The organism is Terrabacter lapilli, assembly GCF_039531305.1.
Taxonomy (GTDB): Bacteria; Actinomycetota; Actinomycetes; order Actinomycetales; family Dermatophilaceae; genus Terrabacter; species Terrabacter lapilli.
Genome location: NZ_BAAAPU010000009.1, coordinates 413,689 through 434,238, shown reverse-complemented (window position 1 = coordinate 434,238; position 20,550 = coordinate 413,689). Strand labels below are relative to the sequence as shown.

The window sequence follows — 20,550 nt, the reverse complement described above, 5'->3', positions numbered from 1 at the left end:
TGCCGTGTCAGAGCGCGGTGAGGCGCTCGAAGTCGGCGCGGATGTGGGCGAGCCGCGTCTCCGCGATCGCCCGCGACTCACCGAGGGCGGCCGCGTCGGCCACGGCTTCGATGACCTCGAGGTACACCTTGACCTTGGGCTCGGTGCCGCTGGGGCGCACGATGATGCGCGAGCGGTCGGCCAGGTGGTAGCGCAGGCCCTCGGTGGGCGGCAGACCACCGTCACCGCGGCTGAGGTCGTCGGTGCGCGCCACCGAGATGCCGGCCACCGTGGCCGGACGATCGGCGCGCAGCCGCCCCATCAGCTCGTCGATCTGCCCGAGGTCCGACACGCGCACCGAGAACGAGTCGGTCGCGTGGACGCCGTGCTGCACGGCCAGCTCGTCGAGCAGGTCGGTCAGACGGCGGCCCTCGGCCTTCAGGGTGGCCGCCAGCTCGGCCAGTAGGAGCGCTGCGCTGATGCCGTCCTTGTCGCGCACGAGCTGCGGCGCCACGCAGTAGCCGAGCGCCTCCTCGTAGCCGTAGCGCAGGCGGTCGACGCGGGAGATCCACTTGAACCCGGTGAGCGTCTCCTCGTGCGCGATGCCCGCGCTGCGGGCGATCGACGCGAGCAGGCGCGAGGAGACGATGGAGCAGGCGAAGACGTCCTTGCGTGAGACGCCGCGGCGTACGATGTGGGCACCGAGCAGCGCCCCCACCTCGTCACCGCGCAGCATCCGCCAGTCACCGAGTGCCGGGTCGAGCACCGCGGCCGCGCAGCGGTCGGCGTCGGGGTCGTTGGCGATCACGAGGTCGCACCCGACGGCCCGGGCGCGCGCCAGCGCGAGGTCGATGGCGCCCTTCTCCTCGGGGTTGGGGAACGCCACGGTGGGGAAGTCGGGGTCGGGCACCGCCTGCTCGTCGACGACGGTGGGTGCCTCGAAGCCGGCCCGCACGAAGGCGGTGTGCACCGTGCCGTGGCCGACGCCGTGCAGGCTCGTGTGCACGATCCGGAGCTCGCGCGGCGAGGCGGGGTCGACGACCGTGACCACGGCGTCGACGTAGTCCTGCAGCAGGTTGTCGCCGAGCGTGTCCCAGCCGTCGGCCGCCCGCGGCACGTCGGCGACCCGCTCCACCCGCGCGATGTGCGCGGCGATCTGGGCATCGGCCGGCGGCACGATCTGGCTGCCGTCGCCGAGGTAGACCTTGTAGCCGTTGTCCTGCGGCGGGTTGTGGCTCGCCGTGACCATGACGCCCGCGTCGGCGCCGAGGTGGCGGATCGCGAACGCCAGGACCGGGGTCGGCAGCGGCTGGGGCAGCAGCAGCGCCCGTCCACCTGCGGCGACCACCACCGCGGCCGTGTCGCGGGCGAAGACGTCGGAGTTGTAGCGGGCGTCGAACCCGATGACGACCGTCGGCGCGTCGCCCGCGCGGCCCTCGTTCCTCAGGTATGCCGTCAGGCCCGCGGCCGCTCGGATGACGACGCTGCGGTTCATCCGGTTCGGGCCGGCGCCCAGGGCGCCGCGCAGGCCGGCCGTGCCGAACTCGAGCAGGCCGGACATCCGGTCCGCGAGGTCGGCCTGCGCGGCGGCGTCGCCCTCGGAGGCGCGACCGAGCAGCGCGTCGAGCTCGGCCCGCGTCGTCGCGTCCGGGTCGTCGTCACGCCAGGCCCGCGCGGCGGCATACAGGCTCTCGGTGCTGTCGAGGTCGGGCATCAGAGGCGCCCCACCACGGCGGCGAGCAGGCGGCCGCAGCGCTCGGCCGCGGCCTGGCCCGCCTCGAGCACCTCGGCATGGCTGAGCGGCTGGTCGGAGATGCCGGCTGCGAGGTTGGTCACGAGCGAGATGCCGAGCACGTCGAGGCCGCACTGGCGGGCCGCGATGGCCTCGAGCGTGGTCGACATGCCGACGAGGTCGCCGCCCAGGACCTTGGCCATCCGCACCTCCGCCGGGGTCTCATAGTGCGGGCCGCGGAACTGGACGTAGACGCCCTCGTCGAGGTCGCCGTCGACCTCGCGGGCGAGGTCGCGCAGGCGGGGGGTGTAGAGGTCGGTGAGGTCGACGAAGTTCGCGCCCTCGACGGGCGAGTGCGCGGTGAGGTTGATGTGGTCGCGGATGAGCACCGGGGTGCCGGGGGCCCACGCGGGGTTGAGGCCGCCACAGCCGTTGGTCAGCACGATGGTGGAGCACCCGGCCGCTGCCGCGGTGCGCACCCCGTGGACCACCGCGCGGACACCACGGCCCTCGTAGAAGTGCGTGCGGGTGCCGAAGACGAGGGCGCGCCGCCCGGTGTCACCGATGGCGACCGAGCGCATGGTGCCCGAGTGCCCGGCCACGGCCGCGCGGTGGAAGCCGGGCACGTCCGCGTTGTCCACGGTGGCCAGGGTCTCGCCGATGAGGTCCGCCGTCTGGCCCCAGCCCGACCCGAGCACGAGCGCCACGTCGTGGCGCGGCGCTCCGGTGCGCTCGGCGATGACGGCCGCGGCCTCGGCCGCGACGTCGAAGGGGTCGGTGGCGGGATCGTCCAGATCACGGTGGCTGGTGGTCACGCTGAGGACTCTAGCGAGGTCGCCGCCGGGCGGACGGCCACGGCCTGCCCGGTCCGCCGGCGGCGGTCGCCGGCCCGAGGGCGCGCCCGGCCCCCGTCGCGCGGAGTGGTTGGATGGAGCCCGTGATCACGCGCGAGACGTCGGTTGTCATCATCGGCGGGGGCCCCGGTGGCTACGAGGCGGCCCTGGTCGCCGCCCAGCTCGGCGCGCAGGTGACCATCGTCGAGAAGGACGGGCTCGGCGGCGCGGCGGTGCTCACCGACTGCGTCCCCAGCAAGGCCCTCATCGCGACCGCCGACTACATGTCAGACTTCGAGACCGCCTCGCACCTCGGCGTGCGGCTGCAGGACGACGACGGCGACGAGGTCTCCGACGCCGTGGCGCAGGCCCAGACCGTCAACGGCCGGATCCTCGAGCTCGCCGCCGCCCAGAGCGCCGACATCCAGGGGAGCCTCGAGCAGGTCGGCGTCACCGTGCTGCGCGGCACCGCCTGGCTCGCCCGCCGCGACCTCGTCGTGGCCACGCTCGCCGGCGGCGCCACGCAGGAGCTGCCCGCCGACGTCGTGCTCCTCGCGACCGGCGCCGCGCCCCGGGTCATGGACACCATGCGCCCGGACGGCGAGCGGATCCTGACCTGGCAGCAGATCTACTCGCTGCGTGAGCTGCCCGAGCGGATCATCGTCATCGGCTCGGGTGTCACTGGTGCCGAGCTCGCCCAGGCCTACCTCGGCCTCGGGTCGCAGGTCGTGCTCGTGTCGTCCCGCGACCGGGTCCTGCCCGGCGAGGACGCCGACGCCGCGACCGTGATCGAGGACGTGTTCCGCAAGCGCGGCATGGAGGTGCTGAACAAGTCGCGCGCCGCCTCCGTCGAGCGCACGGCCGACGGTGTCGTCGTCACCCTCGTCGACGGCCGCACGGTCGAGGGCTCGCACGCCCTGCTCGCCGTCGGCTCCGTGCCCAACACCGTGGGTCTCGGCCTCGACGAGGTCGGGGTGGAGCTGAGCCCCTCCGGGCACATCCAGGTCGACAGGGTCTCCCGCACCAGCGTCGGCGGCGTCTACGCGGCGGGCGACTGCACCGGCGTGCTGCCGCTGGCCTCCGTCGCCGCCATGCAGGGCCGCATCGCCATGTGGCACGCGCTCGGCGACGCGGTGGCACCGCTCAACGTGCGTGGGGTTGCCGCCAACATCTTCACCGAGCCCGAGATCGCCACCGTCGGCATCAGCCAGAACGCGGCCGACGAGTCAGCCGACGTCGACTCCGTCGTGCTGCCACTCGCCCGCAACCCCCGCGCCAAGATGCAGGGCATCAGCGACGGCTTCGTCAAGCTCTTCTGCCGCAAGGTGGTCGGCACGGTCCTCGGCGGCGTGGTCGTCGCGCCCAAGGCCTCGGAGCTGATCTTCCCCGTGGCCCTCGCCGTGCAGAACCGGCTCAGCGTCGACCAGGTCTCGAGCACCATCACCGTCTACCCGTCGCTGTCCGGCTCCATCGCCGAGGCCGCCCGACAGCTGCACCAGTCCGACTGAGGGTTCGACTCAGGCTTGGCGCCCCGGTGCGCACACGGCATACGCCCGCCGTCCGCCCGGCTCACCTCGACCCGGGCTCACCTCAGCCGGCTCAGCTCGGCTCGTCGTCGGACGGCGGGGGGGCGTCGTGCTTCTGCCGCTCCAGCTCGGCCTGGCGGTCCTCCTCGGCCCAGCGCTCCAGGCGCCGGCGCGACACGGTCTCGCGCAGCTTCTTCTGGAGCGGGTAGACGACCGCCACCACGACCCCGAGGATGATCAGGTTCGTCAACGAGAAGACGGGCTGCTGGGCCGCAGCAGGGACAGACGCAAGCACCGGACCAGTCTGCCAGAGGGGTAGCGTCGGGCCCGTGGCGACGTCGTCGTCGCGCCGGCGCGAGGCCCCGCCTCGTCGCCGGGAGGTCGACCGTGGAGGACACGCAGTGAGCGACTGGATCCAGAAGGCCAAGGACTTCGTCAAGGGGCACCCGGAGCAGGCCCAGCAGGGACTCGACAAGGTGGAGGACCTCCTCAACGAGCGCACCGGCGGCAAGTACGCCGACCAGATCGACCAGGGCTCCGACAAGCTCAAGGAGGGCCTCGGGCTGCCGGCCGACGAGGCCGGCGTGCCACCGACGCCCAGTCCCACCCCGAGCCCTTCACCGACCCCCTCACCGGAGCCCGGGCCGACGCCCACCCCGCAGTCCGGACCGGCACCGACACCGCAGCCCGGACCCGCCGAGCCGATGCCACCCGTCGACCCGACCGACCCCACGCCGGTCGACCCCACCCTCCCCGGCGGACCGGGGCCGTCGGAGATCCCGCCCACGGGGGAGCCCGCCGGCGAGCAGGACCTGCCCGGCGTGCCGAATCCCGACCTGCCGCAGACGGGGACCGGGCGGATCACCCTGGGCGACCCGCCTCCGGACCAGCACTGAGGTCCACCGGAGCCGAGCACCGCTGGGCCACGGGCGAACGAGCAAGGGCCGACCCGCCAGACGGCGGGTCGGCCCTTCCTGCCTGTGAGCAGGTGGTGCCGCGGTGCGGGGGTCCGTCAGCCCTCGGCCGCGTCCTTGATCTCGGCGAGGACGGCGCCGGACGTGACGGTCTCACCGACGGCGGCCTTGAGCCCGGAGACGACGCCGGCCTTGTGGGCGGTGATCGGCTGCTCCATCTTCATGGCCTCGAGGACGATGACGAGGTCACCGGCCGCGACGGTGGCGCCCTCCTCGACCGCGATCTTGACGATGGTGCCCTGCATGGGGGCGGTCAGCGAGTCGCCGGACGCAGCGCCACCGGACTTGCCGCCACCCGAGCGCTTGGGCGCCTTCTTCTTGGCCGCCGAGCCGCCGCCACCACCGAGCGAGAGCCCTCCGGGCAGGGACACCTCCAGGCGCTTCCCGCCGACCTCGACGACGACGGTCTGGCGCTCCTCGGCCTCGGCCCCGTCGGCCGCCCCACCGGCATACGGCTCGACGGTGTTGTCCCACTCGGTCTCGATCCACCGCGTGTGGATCGTGAAAGGGGTGTGGTCGGTCGGGGCGAAGGCGGGGTCCGAGACGACCGCGCGGTGGAAGGGCACGACGGTCGGCATGCCGTCGATGACGAGCTCGTCCAGCGCACGACGGGAGCGCTCGATCGCCTGCGCACGCGTGCGGCCGGTGACGATGAGCTTGGCGATCATGGAGTCGAAGGCGCCGGCGACGGTGTCGCCCTCGACGATGCCGGCGTCCCAGCGCACGCCCGGGCCGTGCGGCACGACCATGCGGGTGACGGTGCCCGGCGCCGGCAGGAAGCCGCGCCCGGCGTCCTCACCGTTGATGCGGAACTCGATGGAGTGGGCGTGCGGCTCCGGGTCGTCGTAGTCGAGCGACTCACCGTTGGCGATGCGGAACTGCTCGCGCACGAGGTCGATGCCGGTGACCTCCTCGGAGACCGGGTGCTCGACCTGCAGTCGCGTGTTGACCTCGAGGAAGCTGATGTCGCCCTGGGGCCCGACGAGGAACTCGCAGGTGCCGGCGCCGACGTAGCCGGCCTCCTTGAGGATCGCCTTGCTCGCGCGCAGGAGCTCGGTGTGCTGCTCCTCGGTGAGGAACGGCGCAGGTGCCTCCTCGACGAGCTTCTGGTTGCGGCGCTGGAGCGAGCAGTCGCGGGTCGAGACGACCACGACGTTGCCGTGCTGGTCGGCGAGGCACTGGGTCTCGACGTGCCGCGGGTGGTCGAGGAACCGCTCGACGAAGCACTCGCCACGGCCGAAGGCCGTCACCGCCTCGCGCACCGCCGACTCGTAGAGGTGCGGGATCTCCTCCATGTCGCGCGCGACCTTCAGGCCACGGCCGCCGCCGCCGTATGCCGCCTTGATCGCCACCGGGAGCCCGTGCTCCTTCGCGAAGGCGACGACCTCGTCGGCGCCCGACACGGGGTCCTTGGTGCCCGGGACGAGGGGTGCACCAGCCTTGGTCGCGATGTGGCGCGCCTTGACCTTGTCGCCGAGCGAGTCGATGGCCTCGGGGCCTGGGCCGATCCAGATGAGGCCGGCGTCGATGACCGCCTGGGCGAAGGACGCGTTCTCGGCGAGGAAGCCGTAGCCGGGGTGCACCGCGTCGGCTCCGGACTGGCGGGCGACCTCGAGGAGCTTCTCCTGGACGAGGTAGCTCTCGCCGGGGGTGGAGCCGCCGAGGGCGTACGCCTCGTCGGCGACCTTCACGTGCAGGGCATCGCGGTCCGGGTCGGCATAGACCGCCACCGAGGCGATCCCGCTGTCCGTGCACGCCCGCGCGATGCGGACGGCGATCTCACCACGGTTTGCGATCAGGACCTTGCTGATGGATGCCATGGTTCGGACTCTATCGGGCTGACGCCACGGCGATTCGGTGTCATTCGTTCTATTCCCGCGCGTCTCGAAGTGAGGTCGGGCACATCGCGTCCACACGCCTCCGCCTAGCGTGGAGGACATGACGACTCACGAAGCAGCTCCTGTCATCGACCTCGGCCACGCGTCCACGCCCGGCCTCGCGATCCCGCAGATCGGCTTCGGCGTGTGGGAGGTCCCGGACGAGCAGGTCGACGCCGCGGTGGGCCAGGCCCTCGAGGTCGGCTACCGCCACGTCGACACGGCCCGGATCTACGGCAACGAGGAGGGAGTCGGGCGCGTCCTCGCTCGCGACGACGTGGACCGCGACGAGGTCTTCGTGACCACCAAGGTCTGGAACGACGACCACGAGAACGTGCCAGCTGCCTTCGACGCCTCGATGAAGCGTCTCGGCATCGATGTGCTCGACCTCTACCTGATCCACTGGCCTGCCCCCGCGCAGGACTCCTACGTCGAGGCGTGGAAGGCGATGCTCGAGCTGCAGCGGGAGGGGCGCGTGCGCTCTGTCGGGGTCTGCAACTTCCAGGTGCCGCACCTGCAGCGCCTGCTCGACGAGACGGGCGTCCTGCCCTCGGTCAACCAGGTCGAGCTGAGCCCCTACCTCCAGCAGGAGCAGCTGCGGGCCTTCCACACCGAGCACGGGATCGTCACCGAGGCGTGGAGCCCGCTGGCGGTGCGCGCAGGGCTGCTCCAGGACCCTGTCGTCGTCGAGCTCGCCGGCAAGCACGACGTCACCCCCGCGCAGCTGGTTCTGCGGTGGCACGTCGAGCTGGGCAACGTCGTCCTCACCCGGTCGGTGACGCCCGCCCGCATCGCCGAGAACTTCGGGATCTTCGGTTTCTCACTCGGTGACGAGGACCTGCAGGCGCTCGCCGGACTCGACCGCGGCACTCGGACCGGTCCCGACCCCGACACCTTCGGCTGACCCCGCAGGGTTCGGCGGCCAGCCACTAGATTGGCGGCCATGGGACTGTTCTCGCGCAAGGGTCGGGGCGAGGCCGCGGGCTCCTCGGAGCCGGAACCGGTCGTCGAGCCGGGCGACTCCGAGGCGGGCGACGGGCTCGCCGCCGACGTCACGGGACGTCCCGTGGCCGAGCCGCTGGGTGAGCACGAGCGTGAGCGCATCGCCCGCGCGCTCGAGCAGGCGAGCGCCGACGGGGTCGACGTCGACGACCTCGACTCCATCGGTGACCACTACGACGAGGCCTATCGGCTCTGGTCCGCGGACGGCGGCGCCGGGCGTGGCCCCGAGGTCGTCGTCGAGACGTACGCCGTTGCGATCGGCGAGTACCTCGCGCGCCACAGCGCTCGGGAGTGGGCCGTCGTGACCGACGTCTTCGGCACCGACCTCGGGCTCGTGGCCGCACGTGCCGACACCGTGGTCGTGCCGCACAACCTCGTGGGCGCCCGGTGGATGCGGGGGGAGACGGGCTGGATCCCGGGCGTCGTCTCGCACCTCGTCCGCATCCGCCCCAAGGCCCACTGACCTGCCGCCTAGGATCGCCGACATGGACAGTGCCGCCCCCGGTGGGCTCGACCGGCGTAGCAAGCGCGAGCTCGAGGAGGGGATCCAGCGCGACTTCACGCGGAGGATGTCCTACGGCGACTACCTGCGGCTCGACACGCTGCTCAGTGCCCAGCAGCCGCTGAGCGAGCCACCGCAGCACGACGAGCTGCTCTTCATCATCCAGCACCAGACGTCCGAGCTGTGGCTGAAGCTGATGATCCACGAGCTGCGTTCTGCCAGAAGCCTTCTCAAGGACGACGAGCTGGCGCCGGCGCTCAAGCGCCTCGCCCGCGTCAAGCACATCCAGCACACCCTGACCGACCAGTGGTCGGTGCTCGCGACGCTGACGCCGAGCGAGTATGCCCAGATCCGGCCGTTCCTGGCGACGAGCTCGGGCTTCCAGTCGGCGCAGTACCGGGAGGTCGAGTTCCTCCTCGGCAACAAGAACGCCGACATGGTGGCCGTGTTCTCGCACGACGAGGCGGCACGGGAGGCGCTCGACGAGCTCCTGCACGAGCCGAGCCTCTACGACGAGTTCCTCGCCTACCTCTCCAGGCGGGGGTACGCCGTCCCGGCCGCCCTGCTCGACCGTGACTGGACGCAGCCCTACCGCCTCCATGACGGCCTCGTCGACGTCTTCGCCGGGGTGTACGCCGAGCCGCACGAGCACTGGGGCGTGTACGAGACGTGCGAGGAGCTCGTCGACCTCGAGGACAACTTTCAGCAGTGGCGGTTCCGGCACCTGCAGGTGGTCCAGCGCACGATCGGCCAGAAGACCGGAACGGGCGGCTCGACCGGTGTGGACTTCCTACGACGGGCGCTCGACCTCACCTTCTTCCCGGAGCTCTACGAGGTGCGCACCCGCATCGGCGGCTGACCACAGGCTTGGTCAGGGCTGGTCAGGGCTGGTCAGGGCTCGCCGGGGTGGTCGCGTTGCGGCGACCGTTGGAGGAGATGGTGGCGCAGGCGGTCGACCCCGACACGGGCCTCGCACTGGCAGGGGCACTCCGGGACGCACAGCTCCTCGAAGCACGCGTCCGGGCACTCGCACACGATGTCCGGGGGAGGCGGCACGTCCACCCGCGGCTGGCGTCCACGCATGAGGCGACGGCGTCGGCGCAGCTCCGCGTTTGTGGGGTGGTCGTCCGGTCGTTCCCGGACCGGTGAGCTCTCGGCTACCTCGTCGCGAGCGTCGCGCAGGTGGTACCAGCCACGTGCCTCCGGACGGTCGTAGCGCGGACGGGTCCAACGGTCCTTGGGCACCTCGTCCGGAGGAGCCACGTCGAGATGCGCCGGGAACCGGCGCCCCTGGTTGTCCCGAACGGTGTCAGTCGGCACTGGACGGACCTCGCATCCCTCGCTGTCAACGACGGCCAGCCGCAGTCCCGCCTGCCGCAGGATTCCGGTGAAGGTCCCCATGCTGATGCGTGACCGCCCCTGCTCCATGCGCCCAAGCGCGGACTGCGATGTGCCGACCCTTGTCGCGAGGTCCCGCTGGCTCAGGTCCGCCAGCCGACGGGCGCGCACGATGAAGCGGCCGGTCAGCGATGGGTCCGACCAGTCCAGTTCGTCGTGCGATGTTGACATGCCACGGAGGCTTCCAGCGACCGCCGACAATGCCGGCCCCCGGGCCATTCGTGCTCGGAAGGACGCCACGGCACTGACCCGGAAAGTGGGTCAGTGACGCAGGGGTGGGCCGCGGGGTGGTTAGTGCTGGGGTTACGCGTCAGTGACCCGGAAAGTGGGTCAGTGACGCAGGGATCGTCGCCTGGGTGGTTCCGTGCCGGGTCTTACGTCAGTGACCCGCAAAGTGGGTCAGTGACGCATGCGAGTGGGCTGATCCAGGTCAGGCGGCGGTCTTGGCGCGGACCTGGCGCTTGATCCGGGCGAGCATGGCGACCATGCCGCGCATCCGGAGGGGTGAGACCGCCTCCGCCAGACCGAAGCGCATCGGGGCGTCGTCCGGGACAGCGAGGACCTCGGCGGCGGAGAGGCCGTCGAGCCCCTCGTGGAGGATGCCGGCGAACCCGCGCGTCGTCGGCGCCTCAGCAGGCGCGTCGAAGAAGAGACTGACGGGCCGCTGCTCCAGCGACGTGCCGTCGCCGACCTCGACGGTCAGGAAGAGCGGCGACTGGCACTCGTCGACCCGTTCGAGCTCGTCGAGGCGGCCGGCATACCGCTCGGGCAGGGGCGGCAGCTCGTCGCTGAACTCGAGCAGCAGCTGGAGCTTCAGGTCCTTCGTCGCCGAACGGAAGTCCTCGGCGATCTCGGCGAGCGACGCCGGCAGGGGAGTGTCGGTCACGAGAACCTCCTCGAGGTCGCTTCGATCACTTCTCGATCGGGACGCGTACGGAGTTGCCCCACTCCGTCCACGAGCCGTCGTAGTTGCGCACCGACTGGAAGCCCAGCAGGTGGGTCAGGACGAACCAGGTGTGGGACGAGCGCTCGCCGATGCGGCAGTACGCGACGACGTCGTCGGAGGGCGTCAGGCCCTGCTCCTGGAGGTAGATCGCCTCGAGCTCGTCGCGGGACTTGAACGAACCGTCCTCGTTGGCGGCGCGCGCCCACGGCACCGACTTGGCGCCAGGGATGTGGCCGCCGCGCATGGCGCCCTCCTGCGGGTAGTCCGGCATGTGGAGCAGCTCGCCCGAGTACTCGCCGGGGGAGCGGACGTCGACCAGCGGCCTGCCCAGGTGCGCCAGGACGTCGTCCTTGAAGGCACGGATGGGGGCGTCGTCCCGCTCGGCCACGGGGTAGCTGGCGGCCTTGGCCTGCGGGACCTCGCGAGTCAGCTCGCGGCCCTCGGCGACCCACTTCGCCCGGCCGCCGTCGAGGAGGCGGACGTCCTCGTGGCCGAACAGGCTGAAGACCCAGAGCGCATACGCGGCCCACCAGTTGCTCTTGTCGCCGTAGATCACCACGGTCGTGTCTCGGCTGATGCCGCGCGCGCCCATCACCTCGGCGAAGCGCGCGCCGTCGACGTAGTCCCGCTTTACCGGGTCGTTGAGGTCGACGTGCCAGTCGATCTTGAGCGCGCCCGGGATGTGACCGGTCTCGTAGAGCAGCACGTCCTCGTCGGACTCGAGCAGCGCGATGCCGTCCGGGGCGCCGATCCTGCCGGCGGCGACCTGGTCGGCCAGCCACTCGGTCGTGACGAGCCGCTCGGGGTGGGCGTACGCGGAGATCTTCGTGTCTTCAGCGCTCATGAGCACCATCGTGTCACGCGAGCCGGACGCTCTCACACGTGGTCGAGGCGGGACAGGTCCTCCCGGCAGCGACGCTCGAACTCCCCGAGCTCGGCGATGGCGTCCTGCACGTCGCGGAGCCGCTGCTCCAGGTCGGTGCGGCGCTCGTCGATCTGGCCGAGGACGTACTCGAGCTGCGTGCGCCGACCGCGTGGGGCGTCGAAGAGGTCGATGATCGTGCGGATCTCCTCGAGCGGGAAGCCCAGCCGCTTGCCGCGCAGGATCAGCGCCAGCCGGGTCCGGTCACGCCGGTGGTAGACGCGCTGGGTGCCGCGACGCTCGGGGGAGATGAGGCCGAGGTCCTCGTAGTGGCGCACCGTGCGATGGGTGACCCCGAACTCGTCGGCGATCTGCGCGATGGTCCACGTCGGAGCGCTTGTCATGCTCCCGATCGTGCTTTACGTTTACGTAAGCGTCAAGCCATCCCACGAGGAGAACACCGATGTTCGAGCTCAGCCAGGACCACGAGGACTTCCGCAGAGTCGTCCGCGACTTCGCCGAGAAGGAGGTCGCCCCCAACATCGCCAAGTGGGATGCCGCCGCGTACTTCCCGACCGACCTCGTGCCCAAGATGGGTGACCTCGGGCTCTTCGGGCTCGTCGTCCCGGAGGAGTACGGCGGCGCCGGCGACAGTGGCGACTTCACCAGCCTGTGCGTCGCGATCGAGGAGCTCGGACGCGTCGACCAGTCGATCGGCATCACGCTCTCCGCCGGCGTGGGTCTCGGCATCAACCCGATCCTCACCTACGGCACCGACGAGCAGAAGCAGCGCTTCCTGCCCGACCTCGTGTCCGGGCGCGCGCTCGCCGGGTTCGGCCTCACCGAGCCCGAGGCCGGCTCCGACGCCGGCGCCACCCGCACCCGCGCCGTCCGCGACGGCGAGGAGTGGGTCGTCAACGGGGCGAAGGCCTTCATCACCAACTCCGGCACCGACATCACCTCCGTCGTCACCGTGACGGCCCGCACCGGCAGCAACGAGGACGGCTCGGCGCAGATCTCGGCGATCATGGTGCCGGCCGGCACCCCCGGCTTCGTCGTCGAGCCCGCCTACCACAAGCTCGGTTGGCACGTCTCCGACACCCACGGCCTCACCTTCGAGGACTGCCGCGTCCCGGCCGACCACCTGCTGGGCCAGGAGGGGGAGGGCTTCAAGCAGTTCCTCAAGACCCTCGACGACGGCCGCATCGCGATCTCCGCGCTCGCCGTCGGCTGCGCCCAGGCCTGCCTCGAGCTCGCCACCGACTACGCCAAGACGCGGACCGCGTTCGGTCGGCCCATCGGCGTCAACCAGGGCGTCTCCTTCCAGCTCGCCGACCTCGCCGTCATGGTCGAGGGCGCTCGCCTGCTCACCTACAAGGCCGCCTGGCTCAAGGACGAGCTGCACGCGGGCAAGCGCTCCGTCAAGGAGGTCAAGCAGGCAGCGGCCATCGCCAAGCTCTACTCCACCGAGGCGGCCGTCACCGCCACCCGCATCGCCACGCAGGTCTTCGGCGGCAACGGGTTCATGGAGGAGTACCCCGTGGCGCGCTTCTACCGCGACGCCAAGATCCTCGAGATCGGCGAGGGCACCTCCGAGGTGCAGCGCATGCTCATCGCCCGCGGACTGGGGCTCCCGGCATGACCGGGTCCGCGACCCACTCGAACCCGCTGGCCGACCCCCGTGTCGCCGACGTCCGCACCCGGCTGGCAGCCGCCCACGCGGCCTCCGCGAGCGCGCCCGAGAAGGCCCAGGCCAAGCTCGACGCCCAGGGCAAGATCTACGTCCGCGACCGCATCGCCCTGCTCTTCGACGAGGGCTCCTTCGTCGAGGACGGCCGCTACGCCAACGCGCTGCAGCCGGGGCTGCCGGCCGACGGAGTGGTGACCGGGCGTGGCACCGTCGACGGACGGGCTGCCGTCGTCATCGCCAACGACCCGACCGTCAAGGCCGGCTCCTGGGGCTCCCGCACCGTCGAGAAGATCGTCCGGGCCACCGAGATGGCGCTGCGCGAGGAGCTGCCCGTCTTCTGGTTCGTCGACTCCGCGGGCGCGCGCATCACCGACCAGGTGGAGATGTTCCCCGGACGGCGTGGCGCGGGCCGCATCTTCCACAACCAGGTGGCGCTCTCGGGCAAGGTCCCGCAGATCTGCTGCCTGTTCGGCCCGAGCGCGGCCGGCGGCGCCTACATCCCCAGCTTCTGCGACCTCATCATCATGGTCGAGGGCAACGCCTCCATGTACCTCGGGAGCCCCCGCATGGCCGAGATGGTCGTCGGTGAGAAGGTCTCGCTCGAGGAGATGGGCGGCGCGCGGATGCACTGCACCGTCTCGGGCGTCGGCGACCTGCTCGCCCACGACGACGCCGAGGCGATCGAGCTCGCCAAGCTGTACTTCTCCTACGTCCCCGGCAGCTGGCGCGACCACCCGCCGACGTATGCCGCCGAGTCCCCGGCCGTGCCGCTGACCCGTGAGACCGTCCCCGAGCGCGAGTCCGTGCCGTTCGACATCCACGACGTCATCGAGGGCCTCGTCGACGACGACTCCTTCTTCGAGCTCAAGCCGCTGTGGGCGGCCGAGCTCGTCATCGGCTTCGGTCGTCTCGAGGGCCAGACGGTGGGCATCGTCGCCAACAACTCGATGGTCAAGGGCGGCGTGCTCTTCACCGACAGCGCCGACAAGGCCGCGCGCTTCATCTGGCTGTGCGACGCCTTCAACATCCCGCTGGTCTACCTCGCCGACGTGCCCGGCTTCATGATCGGCTCCGAGGTCGAGCGCGGCGGCATCATCCGGCACGGCGCCAAGATGGTGAGCGCCGTCTCGTCCGCGACCGTGCCGCAGTTCTGCGTCATCGTGCGCAAGGCCTACGGTGCCGGCCTCTACGCCATGGGCGGTCCCGGCTTCGGCCCGGACGCGACCATCGCACTGCCCACCGCCCGGATCGCCGTCATGGGCCCGGAGGCCGCGGTCAACGCCGTCTACGCCAACAAGATCGCCGAGATCGCAGACCCGGACGAACGCGCACGCTTCGTCGCGGACCGGCGGCGCGAGTACGAGGAGGACGTCGACATCGAGCGGCTCGCCGCGGACCTGGTGCTCGACTCCGTCATCGAGGCCGACGAGCTCCGCTCGGACCTGACCAAGCGGCTGGCCTATGCTTCCCGGCGTGACCGCCACTTCAGCGAGCGCCGACGCGCCGTCCCGCCCGTCTGAGGAAGGGCGCGGTCACCGGCTCGAGAACCCCGACCGGGAGCTCGAGGCGAAGCAGCCCTTCTGGCGCCGCTTCCCGGTGTGGTTCCCGTTCGCCGTCTTCGCCGTCTCGCGGCTGTTCGTCTGGGCCTCGACGACCTACCTGTCGCGCTACCAGATGGCGCTGCCGATCGGCATGCCCAACATCCGCATCTTCTACCCCTCGCCGGCCGACCCCGGCTACCTGACGGTCATGACGGGGTGGGACGGCCAGTGGTACCGCGTTATCGCCGAGCACGGCTACCCGGCGGTGCTGCCGCGCACCGGCTGGGGCGGCATCGACATGAACCCGTGGGCCTTCTTCCCGGTGTTCCCGATGACGGCCGGCCTCATCATGAAGGTCACGGGCCTGCCCTTCGCCCTCGTCGCTCCGCTGCTGTCGACAGCCATCGGCTTCGCCGCCATGCACGTGCTCTTCAAGCTCGTCGACCAGGCGGTCGGACGCTGGGAGGCCATCGTCGCGGTCGTGGCGACGTGCTTCTTCATCGCGTCCCCGGCCTTCTCGGCCTCCTACACCGAGTCGACGGCGCTGCTCGGCGTGGTCACCATCCTGTGGCTGCTGCGCGAGCGTCGTTACTGGTGGGTCGTCCTCGCGCTGCTCGTGCTGTCGCTGAGCCGCAACGTCGTCATCGCGATGGTCCCCGTGATCATCGCCCACGCGGTCGTCCGCTGGCGACAGCACGACGAGGGCGAGCACCCCGTGCGGCTGCGCGTCGGCCTCGGCGCGCTCGCCGTCTACGCCGGCGCGCTCACGTGGCTGTGGCCCACCGTCGTCACAATCGCGACCGACACGCCCAACGCGTACAACGACACGATGCTCGCGTGGAACATCGAGACGAAGATCAAGCTCTACCTCTGGTGGAACCTGCTCTACAACTACTGGGGCGTGGTCGGCCAGGTAGCGGGCGTGCTCGGCGTCGCCGCGTTCACGTGGTTCATGCTGAGCCGCAACTCGTGGCGGTGGGGACCCGAGATCTGGGGCTGGGCCGGCGCCTACCCGGCGTACATCATCCTGGTCACGAGCACGACGCCGAGCCGGGTGCGCTACGCCCTGCTGGCGTTCCCGATGACCCTGATCATCGCGTGGTTCCTGAAGCTGCGCTGGTGGCGGCGCTACCGCTACTGGCTGCTCGGGCTCATCGTGCTGGTCGGCGCCGGGCAGATGTGGTGGTGGACCGAGCACTACCTCGTCGTGGAGAACCTGACCGACGACCTCTACCCCTGACCGGTCCGACGCAGGGACGAGTGAGATGCCTCCGGGCGCGAGCCGAGGCTGCCCACGACGTCGAACCAGCCGATGCCCGCATCCGCGAGCAGCTCGCGCAGCAGGGGGAGTGACAGGCCCACGACGTTGTGGGGGTCGCCCTCCACCGCCGTGACGAAGGCGCCGCCGAGGCCGTCGATGGTGAAGGCGCCCGCGACGGTCAGCGGCTCGCCGGTGGCGACGTAGGCCTGGATCTCGTCGTCGGACAGATCAGCGAAGTGCACCGTGGTGGATGCGGTGGCGCCCAGCGTCGCACCGCCCGGGCCCCGGTCGTCGACCAGCCAGTGACCGGTGTGCAGTACCCCGGAGCGACCCCGCATGCGGCGCCAACGGGCAACCGCCTCTGCGGCCCCGACCGGCTTGCCGTGCACCTCACCGTCGAGCTCGAGGACCGAGTCGCAGCCGAGCACGACCATGCGGTCCTCGAGCCGAGCGGCCACGTCCTCGGCCTTGGCCCGGGCGAGGAGCAGGGCGATGTCGCCGGGCTCGAGGGGACCGTAGCGCTCGGTGGCCTCCGCGACGGCGAGGTCCTCGTCCACGTCGCTGACCACGACGACCGGCTCGATGCCCGCGGCGCGCAGCGTGGCCAGGCGGGCGGGCGAGGCGGAGGCGAGGACGAGCTGGACGGCGGGCACAACGGGGAGAGGGCTCGTCGGCATGACGCCATCGTAGGCGCCGGGAGCTGCGAGCCATGCGGCGCGCCGCGGCAGCGGGCCCACGCGATGACGGCGCCGCTCCCAGTGGGACCGGCGCCGCCGGGCGTCGCGTCAGGTGGTGCTCGGGACGTCCGTCGCGCTCAGAGCTCATGCAGGACCGCGGCACGCAGCGTGTCCAGCCCGACGCTGCCGATGTCCAGCGCGCGGCGGTGGAAGGCCTTGAGGTCGAACGAGTCGCCCTCGCGCTGCTTGACCTCCTCGCGCAGCTGCAGCCAGAGCCGTTCGCCGATCTTGTAGCTCGGCGCCTGCCCCGGCCAGCCGAGGTAGCGGTTGAGCTCGAACCGCAGGATCTTCTCGTCCATGAAGCCGTAGCGGGTGAGGTAGGTCCAGGCCTTGTCGTAGTCCCACGCGCCGCCGCCCACCTCCTCGGGGGCGTCGAACCCGCAGTGCACGCCGATGTCGATGACGACACGCGCCGCCCGCAGGGACTGCCCGGCGAGCCAGCCCATCCGGTTGCCCGGGTCGTCTATGTAGCCGAGCTCGGCCATGAGGCGCTCGGCGTAGAGGGCCCAGCCCTCGCCGTGCCCGGAGACCCAGGACTCGAGGCGGCGCCACCGGTTGAGCAGCTGCGAGCGGTAGACGGTCTGGGCGACCTGCAGGTGGTGGCCCGGCACGCCCTCGTGGTAGACGGTCGTCAGCTCGTTCCAGGTGCGGAACTCGGTGTTGCCCTTGGGCACCGACCACCACATCCGGCCCGGACGGCTGAAGTCGTCGGAGGGACCGGTGTAGTAGATCCCGCCGGTCTGCGTCGGCGCGATCATGCACTCGATCCGCTGCACCGGCCCCGGGATGTCGAAGTGGACGTCCTTGAGGTCGGCGATCACCTCGTCGGCGCGCTCCTGCATCCAGGCGCGGAGTGCATCGGTGCCGTGCAGGTGGTACCTCTCGTCCGCGTCGAGGAGCTCGACGCCACGGGCCACGCTCGCGCCGGCCTCGAGGCCCTCGGCGATCTCGGCCATCTGGGCGTGCAGGCTCGCGACCTCCTGCTGCCCCCAGCGATACGTCTCCTCGAGGTCCACGGTGGCGCCGAGGAAGTGCCGCGACTCGAGCGCGTAGCGCTCCCTGCCGCACGCGTCGGCCTCCGGGGCGTGCGGGAGCAGCTCCCGCTCCAGCCAGTCGGCCATGTCGCCGTATGCCGTCGCGGCCGCCTTGGCGCCCGTGGCCAGCGCGTCCCGCAGCTCGCCCTCGAGCGGCGCGCCGTCGACGGTGGCGTCGGCGACGAGCTTGGCGAAGTAGCCGTCGTCGGCGACCAGGTCGCGCGTCTGCTCGGCGCAGGCCACGACCTGGCGACGCGGCGAGACCTGGCCGCGCTCGCGCGCCAGGAGCAGCGACTCCCTGTAGCCCTCGAGGGCGGCCGGGATCTTGCCGAGTCGGACCGCGAAGGTGCGCCAGTGCTCGGCCGTGTCCTGGGGCATCAGGTCGAACACGTCGCGGACGCCCTGCAGCGGCGAGGCGAGGACGTTGAGCGACATCTCCTCGAGCCCCGCGGCATACCGGTCCTCGGCGAGCTGGAGGCGCTCTGTCATCGCGGCGACGGTGACCCTGTCGACGTCGTCGGCCGGAGTCGCCGACGCGAGCTCGGCGAGGGTGCGGCGCCGCAGCTCGGAGTGGGCGGCGTTGCCGGCGGGGGAGAGGTCGTCGAGCTCCTCGTCACGGCCGGGCACGCCGAGGTAGGTGGCGTTGATGGGGCTCAGGGCGACGGCGGCGTCGAAGTGCGCCTCCGCGATGCGGTCGACGTCGGTCTGCGGCCGCGGGGTCTGGGTGTTGGTCGTCACCCGGCGAAGGTAGTCGAGCCTCCGGTCGCGTGCCAGTGCATTCGGGCGTGCCCCGGAACCTCAGCCGCCTTGCTTCTTGCCGCCCTTGTCGCCCTTCTTGGCACCCTTCGTGTCGCTGCCCGCCGGGTTGCTCGTGGTGGAGCTCGTGCTGCTCGCGGCGCCGTTCGTCGTCCCTCCGGACACGACGAGGACGACGACGCCCTCGGTCGTCGGCTGCCCCGCCGAGGGCCACGTGGCGATGACCTGGCCATCGGGGGACTGGGAGGGGATCGTGACCCGCGTGACGCGTACGTCCGTGGCGTCGATGCGTGACATGGCCGCGTCGGCGTTCGCGCCCACGAGGCCGTCGGGGACGAGGAAGGAGGAGTTGACCCGGTCGGGCGGGTTGGCCCGGCTCACGACCAGGGCGACCGTCTCCCCCTTCGCCACCGGCTGCCCGGGGGCGGGGTAGCTGGCCAGGACCGCGTCGTTCGGCTGGGAGGAGCGCACGAGCACCCACCGGACGTTGACGCCGCGGGAGATGAGCTCGGACACCGCGACGGACCTCGACTGCCCGACGAGGTCGGCGGGGACGGTGCTGCCGTCGGAGGGCGCGGCGGTCGTGGGTGGCGCGGACGACGTGGGCGCTGACGCGGTGGGGGACGGTCGGGCGCCCGCGGTGGGCGTCGTCGCGGTGCCCGGCTGCCTCAGCAGCGCGAAGACCAGCGCGGCGACGAGCACCACCACGAGGGCGCCCAGACCCCAGACCAGCGGGCTGGGTCCGCGGCGTCGACGGGGCCGCCCGGCCGAGCGCGACGAGTCCGGCCCAGTGGGTGAGGTGGCCGGGCGCCCGGACGGCGCTGACGGCGGGAGAGGACCGGACGAGGCGCCGCGGGCGCCGGCGACGGCTCCCGCACCAGCGGCGCTGCCGGCGCCGAGGGCGCCGACGGCCGGCATCACTGCGGTGCCACCGCCTGCCGCGCCTGCCGCGCCCGCCGCAGCGGCGCCTGCTCTGCCCGTGGCAGCAGCGTGGTCGTCCTCGGCCGGATCGAGCAGCTGTGTGGCCTCGGCCAGGGGAAGGGCCCGGGTCGCTTCCTCGGCGAGGCGCTCGCGGCCGCGCAGGGCGGCGGCCATGGCGTCGGCGTCGGGGTAGCGGTCGGCGGGCGACTTGGCGGTCGCGCGGGTCACGACCTCGTCGAGGTTGGCCGGCAGGTCGGCCACCCGCGAGCTGGGCAGCGGCACCGGCTCGTCGAGGTGGCGCATCGCGATGGCGACCGGGGTCGGGCCCTCGAAGGGGACCGCGCCCGTCAGCATCTGGAAGAGCAGGATGCCGAGCGAGTACAGGTCGCTCGCCGGGGTGGAGGCCTGGCCCCGGGCCTGCTCCGGGGACACGTAGGCCGCGGTCCCCATGACGGTGCCGGTCTCGGTGAGCGAGGCCTGGCCGAGGGCCTGGGCGATCCCGAAGTCGGTGACCTTGACGGTGCCGTCGGGACGCACCATGACGTTGCCCGGCTTGATGTCGCGGTGGACGACGCCGGCGCGGTGGGCGGCCGCGAGCGCTGCGCAGACCTGCTCGGCGACGCGAACGGCGTCGGCGGGGGTCAGCCGTCCGCGCTCGCGCAGCAGCCGGGCGAGGTCGGAGCCCTCGACGTGCTCCATGACGATGAAGTGGGAGGAGCCGTCGACGCCGTAGTCGTAGACCTGGGCGATATTCGGGTGCGAGAGCGCGGCTGCCGTCAGGGCCTCACGGCGGAAGCGCTCGACGAAGTCGGGGGAGTCCGCATACACGGGCGCGAGGACCTTGACGGCGACGCGGCGACCGAGCCGTTCGTCCGTCGCGAGGTGCACCTCACCCATGCCCCCGACGGCGATGCGCTCGAGCAGCAGGTAGCGCTGGGCGAGGCGGACGGAGGGGGAGGAGTCGACGGACATGGGTAAC

The 20,550-nt window shown here is 71.8% G+C and carries 19 protein-coding genes and 1 pseudogene; 8 read left to right on the top strand and 12 right to left on the bottom strand.

Annotation, left to right across the window (positions count from 1 at the left end):
• Positions 1 to 7 precede the first annotated feature (7 nt).
• Both ABD241_RS16895 and ABD241_RS16890 read right to left on the bottom strand, forming a co-directional pair.
• A complete protein-coding gene (locus ABD241_RS16895) occupies positions 8 to 1,693 on the bottom strand; it encodes a phospho-sugar mutase (protein ID WP_344065285.1) in 1,686 nt (561 codons plus the stop codon).
• Positions 1,693 to 2,526 carry a purine-nucleoside phosphorylase gene (locus ABD241_RS16890; protein ID WP_344065282.1) on the bottom strand — a complete coding sequence of 278 codons (834 nt, stop codon included), beginning with the start codon at positions 2,524 to 2,526 and terminating at the stop codon, positions 1,693 to 1,695. Before ABD241_RS16890 ends, ABD241_RS16895 begins: the two co-directional genes overlap by 1 nt.
• A gap of 113 nt (positions 2,527 to 2,639) precedes the next feature.
• On the opposite strand from ABD241_RS16890, the gene ABD241_RS16885 reads away from it, so the two are divergent.
• Complete coding sequence (locus ABD241_RS16885; RefSeq protein WP_344065279.1) at positions 2,640 to 4,052, top strand: NAD(P)H-quinone dehydrogenase; 1,413 nt, start codon at positions 2,640 to 2,642, stop codon at positions 4,050 to 4,052.
• Between the two features lie 91 nt (positions 4,053 to 4,143).
• Here ABD241_RS16885 and ABD241_RS16880 read toward each other — a convergent pair whose 3' ends face one another.
• Positions 4,144 to 4,365: a hypothetical protein gene (locus ABD241_RS16880; protein WP_344065276.1), complete on the bottom strand. Its 222-nt coding sequence runs from the start codon at positions 4,363 to 4,365 to the stop codon at positions 4,144 to 4,146.
• Positions 4,366 to 4,471: 106 nt separating this feature from the next.
• Between ABD241_RS16880 and ABD241_RS16875 the strand changes: the two genes are divergently transcribed.
• Positions 4,472 to 4,966, top strand: a complete 495-nt coding sequence (locus ABD241_RS16875) for an antitoxin (RefSeq protein ID WP_344065273.1) — start codon at positions 4,472 to 4,474, stop codon at positions 4,964 to 4,966.
• A gap of 116 nt (positions 4,967 to 5,082) precedes the next feature.
• Here the strand turns inward: ABD241_RS16875 and ABD241_RS16870 are convergent, their stop codons facing one another.
• Positions 5,083 to 6,864: an acetyl/propionyl/methylcrotonyl-CoA carboxylase subunit alpha gene (locus ABD241_RS16870; protein ID WP_344065270.1), complete on the bottom strand. Its 1,782-nt coding sequence runs from the start codon at positions 6,862 to 6,864 to the stop codon at positions 5,083 to 5,085.
• Positions 6,865 to 6,982: 118 nt separating this feature from the next.
• On the opposite strand from ABD241_RS16870, the gene ABD241_RS16865 reads away from it, so the two are divergent.
• Genes ABD241_RS16865 through kynA form a run of 3 tightly spaced genes read left to right on the top strand, consistent with a single transcriptional unit; the run spans position 6,983 to position 9,284 of the window.
• Complete coding sequence (locus tag ABD241_RS16865) at positions 6,983 to 7,825, top strand: aldo/keto reductase (RefSeq protein WP_344065267.1); 843 nt, start codon at positions 6,983 to 6,985, stop codon at positions 7,823 to 7,825.
• Positions 7,826 to 7,864: 39 nt separating this feature from the next.
• Entirely contained in the window at positions 7,865 to 8,386 is a 522-nt protein-coding gene (locus ABD241_RS16860; RefSeq protein WP_344065264.1) for a DUF3806 domain-containing protein, read from the top strand.
• A gap of 22 nt (positions 8,387 to 8,408) precedes the next feature.
• Positions 8,409 to 9,284 (top strand): tryptophan 2,3-dioxygenase, encoded by an 876-nt coding sequence (kynA, locus tag ABD241_RS16855; protein WP_142185838.1) that lies wholly within the window; start codon positions 8,409 to 8,411, stop codon positions 9,282 to 9,284.
• A gap of 32 nt (positions 9,285 to 9,316) precedes the next feature.
• On the opposite strand, the gene ABD241_RS16850 is transcribed toward kynA, so the two are convergent.
• The 5 genes and pseudogenes from ABD241_RS16850 to ABD241_RS16835 form a co-directional block, all read right to left on the bottom strand.
• Entirely contained in the window at positions 9,317 to 9,745 is a 429-nt protein-coding gene (locus ABD241_RS16850) for a hypothetical protein (protein WP_344065260.1), read from the bottom strand.
• A 63-nt stretch (positions 9,746 to 9,808) separates the two neighbouring features.
• Positions 9,809 to 9,994: pseudogene (locus ABD241_RS20695) on the bottom strand (helix-turn-helix domain-containing protein); the annotation flags it as partial.
• 259 nt (positions 9,995 to 10,253) lie between these two features.
• Positions 10,254 to 10,709 (bottom strand): SufE family protein, encoded by a 456-nt coding sequence (locus ABD241_RS16845; RefSeq protein WP_344065258.1) that lies wholly within the window; start codon positions 10,707 to 10,709, stop codon positions 10,254 to 10,256.
• Positions 10,710 to 10,734: 25 nt separating this feature from the next.
• On the bottom strand, positions 10,735 to 11,613 hold the full coding sequence (locus tag ABD241_RS16840; RefSeq protein WP_344065255.1) for a sulfurtransferase: 879 nt from the start codon (positions 11,611 to 11,613) through the stop codon (positions 10,735 to 10,737).
• A gap of 32 nt (positions 11,614 to 11,645) precedes the next feature.
• Entirely contained in the window at positions 11,646 to 12,035 is a 390-nt protein-coding gene (locus ABD241_RS16835; protein ID WP_142185848.1) for a MerR family transcriptional regulator, read from the bottom strand.
• Positions 12,036 to 12,094: 59 nt separating this feature from the next.
• Here ABD241_RS16835 and ABD241_RS16830 point away from each other — a divergent pair, with 59 nt between their 5' ends.
• The 3 genes from ABD241_RS16830 to ABD241_RS16820 are packed head-to-tail and all read left to right on the top strand — an operon-like array spanning position 12,095 to position 16,102.
• Entirely contained in the window at positions 12,095 to 13,273 is a 1,179-nt protein-coding gene (locus ABD241_RS16830; RefSeq protein ID WP_344065250.1) for an acyl-CoA dehydrogenase family protein, read from the top strand.
• Positions 13,270 to 14,841, top strand: coding sequence for an acyl-CoA carboxylase subunit beta (locus ABD241_RS16825; protein ID WP_344065247.1), 1,572 nt, complete (start codon positions 13,270 to 13,272; stop codon positions 14,839 to 14,841). The genes ABD241_RS16830 and ABD241_RS16825 overlap by 4 nt, the downstream gene beginning before the upstream one ends.
• On the top strand, positions 14,795 to 16,102 hold the full coding sequence (locus tag ABD241_RS16820) for a hypothetical protein (protein ID WP_344065243.1): 1,308 nt from the start codon (positions 14,795 to 14,797) through the stop codon (positions 16,100 to 16,102). Before ABD241_RS16825 ends, ABD241_RS16820 begins: the two co-directional genes overlap by 47 nt.
• Here the strand turns inward: ABD241_RS16820 and ABD241_RS16815 are convergent.
• The 3 genes from ABD241_RS16815 to ABD241_RS16805 all read right to left on the bottom strand — a co-directional run bounded on the left by ABD241_RS16815 (position 16,093) and on the right by ABD241_RS16805 (position 20,543).
• On the bottom strand, positions 16,093 to 16,800 hold the full coding sequence (locus tag ABD241_RS16815) for a Maf family protein (protein ID WP_344065241.1): 708 nt from the start codon (positions 16,798 to 16,800) through the stop codon (positions 16,093 to 16,095). The two genes, ABD241_RS16820 and ABD241_RS16815, sit on opposite strands and share 10 nt — an antisense overlap.
• A 137-nt stretch (positions 16,801 to 16,937) precedes the next feature.
• Positions 16,938 to 18,632 carry a DUF885 domain-containing protein gene (locus ABD241_RS16810; RefSeq protein ID WP_344065238.1) on the bottom strand — a complete coding sequence of 565 codons (1,695 nt, stop codon included), beginning with the start codon at positions 18,630 to 18,632 and terminating at the stop codon, positions 16,938 to 16,940.
• A gap of 60 nt (positions 18,633 to 18,692) precedes the next feature.
• Entirely contained in the window at positions 18,693 to 20,543 is a 1,851-nt protein-coding gene (locus ABD241_RS16805) for a protein kinase domain-containing protein (protein WP_344065234.1), read from the bottom strand.
• Positions 20,544 to 20,550: the final 7 nt, after the last annotated feature.

Excerpts from the sequence above, each read along its gene's own strand:
- ABD241_RS16895 (WP_344065285.1), bottom strand. The coding sequence starts at position 1,693 with ATGCCCGACCTCGACAGCACCGAGAGCCTGTATGCCGCCGCGCGGGCC.
- ABD241_RS16885 (WP_344065279.1), top strand. The coding sequence starts at position 2,640 with ATGGAGCCCGTGATCACGCGCGAGACGTCGGTTGTCATCATCGGCGGG.
- ABD241_RS16870 (WP_344065270.1), bottom strand. The coding sequence starts at position 6,864 with ATGGCATCCATCAGCAAGGTCCTGATCGCAAACCGTGGTGAGATCGCC.
- ABD241_RS16865 (WP_344065267.1), top strand. The coding sequence starts at position 6,983 with ATGACGACTCACGAAGCAGCTCCTGTCATCGACCTCGGCCACGCGTCC.
- ABD241_RS16860 (WP_344065264.1), top strand. The coding sequence starts at position 7,865 with ATGGGACTGTTCTCGCGCAAGGGTCGGGGCGAGGCCGCGGGCTCCTCG.
- kynA (WP_142185838.1), top strand. The coding sequence starts at position 8,409 with ATGGACAGTGCCGCCCCCGGTGGGCTCGACCGGCGTAGCAAGCGCGAG.
- ABD241_RS16840 (WP_344065255.1), bottom strand. The coding sequence starts at position 11,613 with ATGAGCGCTGAAGACACGAAGATCTCCGCGTACGCCCACCCCGAGCGG.
- ABD241_RS16835 (WP_142185848.1), bottom strand. The coding sequence starts at position 12,035 with ATGACAAGCGCTCCGACGTGGACCATCGCGCAGATCGCCGACGAGTTC.
- ABD241_RS16830 (WP_344065250.1), top strand. The coding sequence starts at position 12,095 with ATGTTCGAGCTCAGCCAGGACCACGAGGACTTCCGCAGAGTCGTCCGC.
- ABD241_RS16825 (WP_344065247.1), top strand. The coding sequence starts at position 13,270 with ATGACCGGGTCCGCGACCCACTCGAACCCGCTGGCCGACCCCCGTGTC.
- ABD241_RS16815 (WP_344065241.1), bottom strand. The coding sequence starts at position 16,800 with ATGCCGACGAGCCCTCTCCCCGTTGTGCCCGCCGTCCAGCTCGTCCTC.
- ABD241_RS16805 (WP_344065234.1), bottom strand. The coding sequence starts at position 20,543 with ATGTCCGTCGACTCCTCCCCCTCCGTCCGCCTCGCCCAGCGCTACCTG.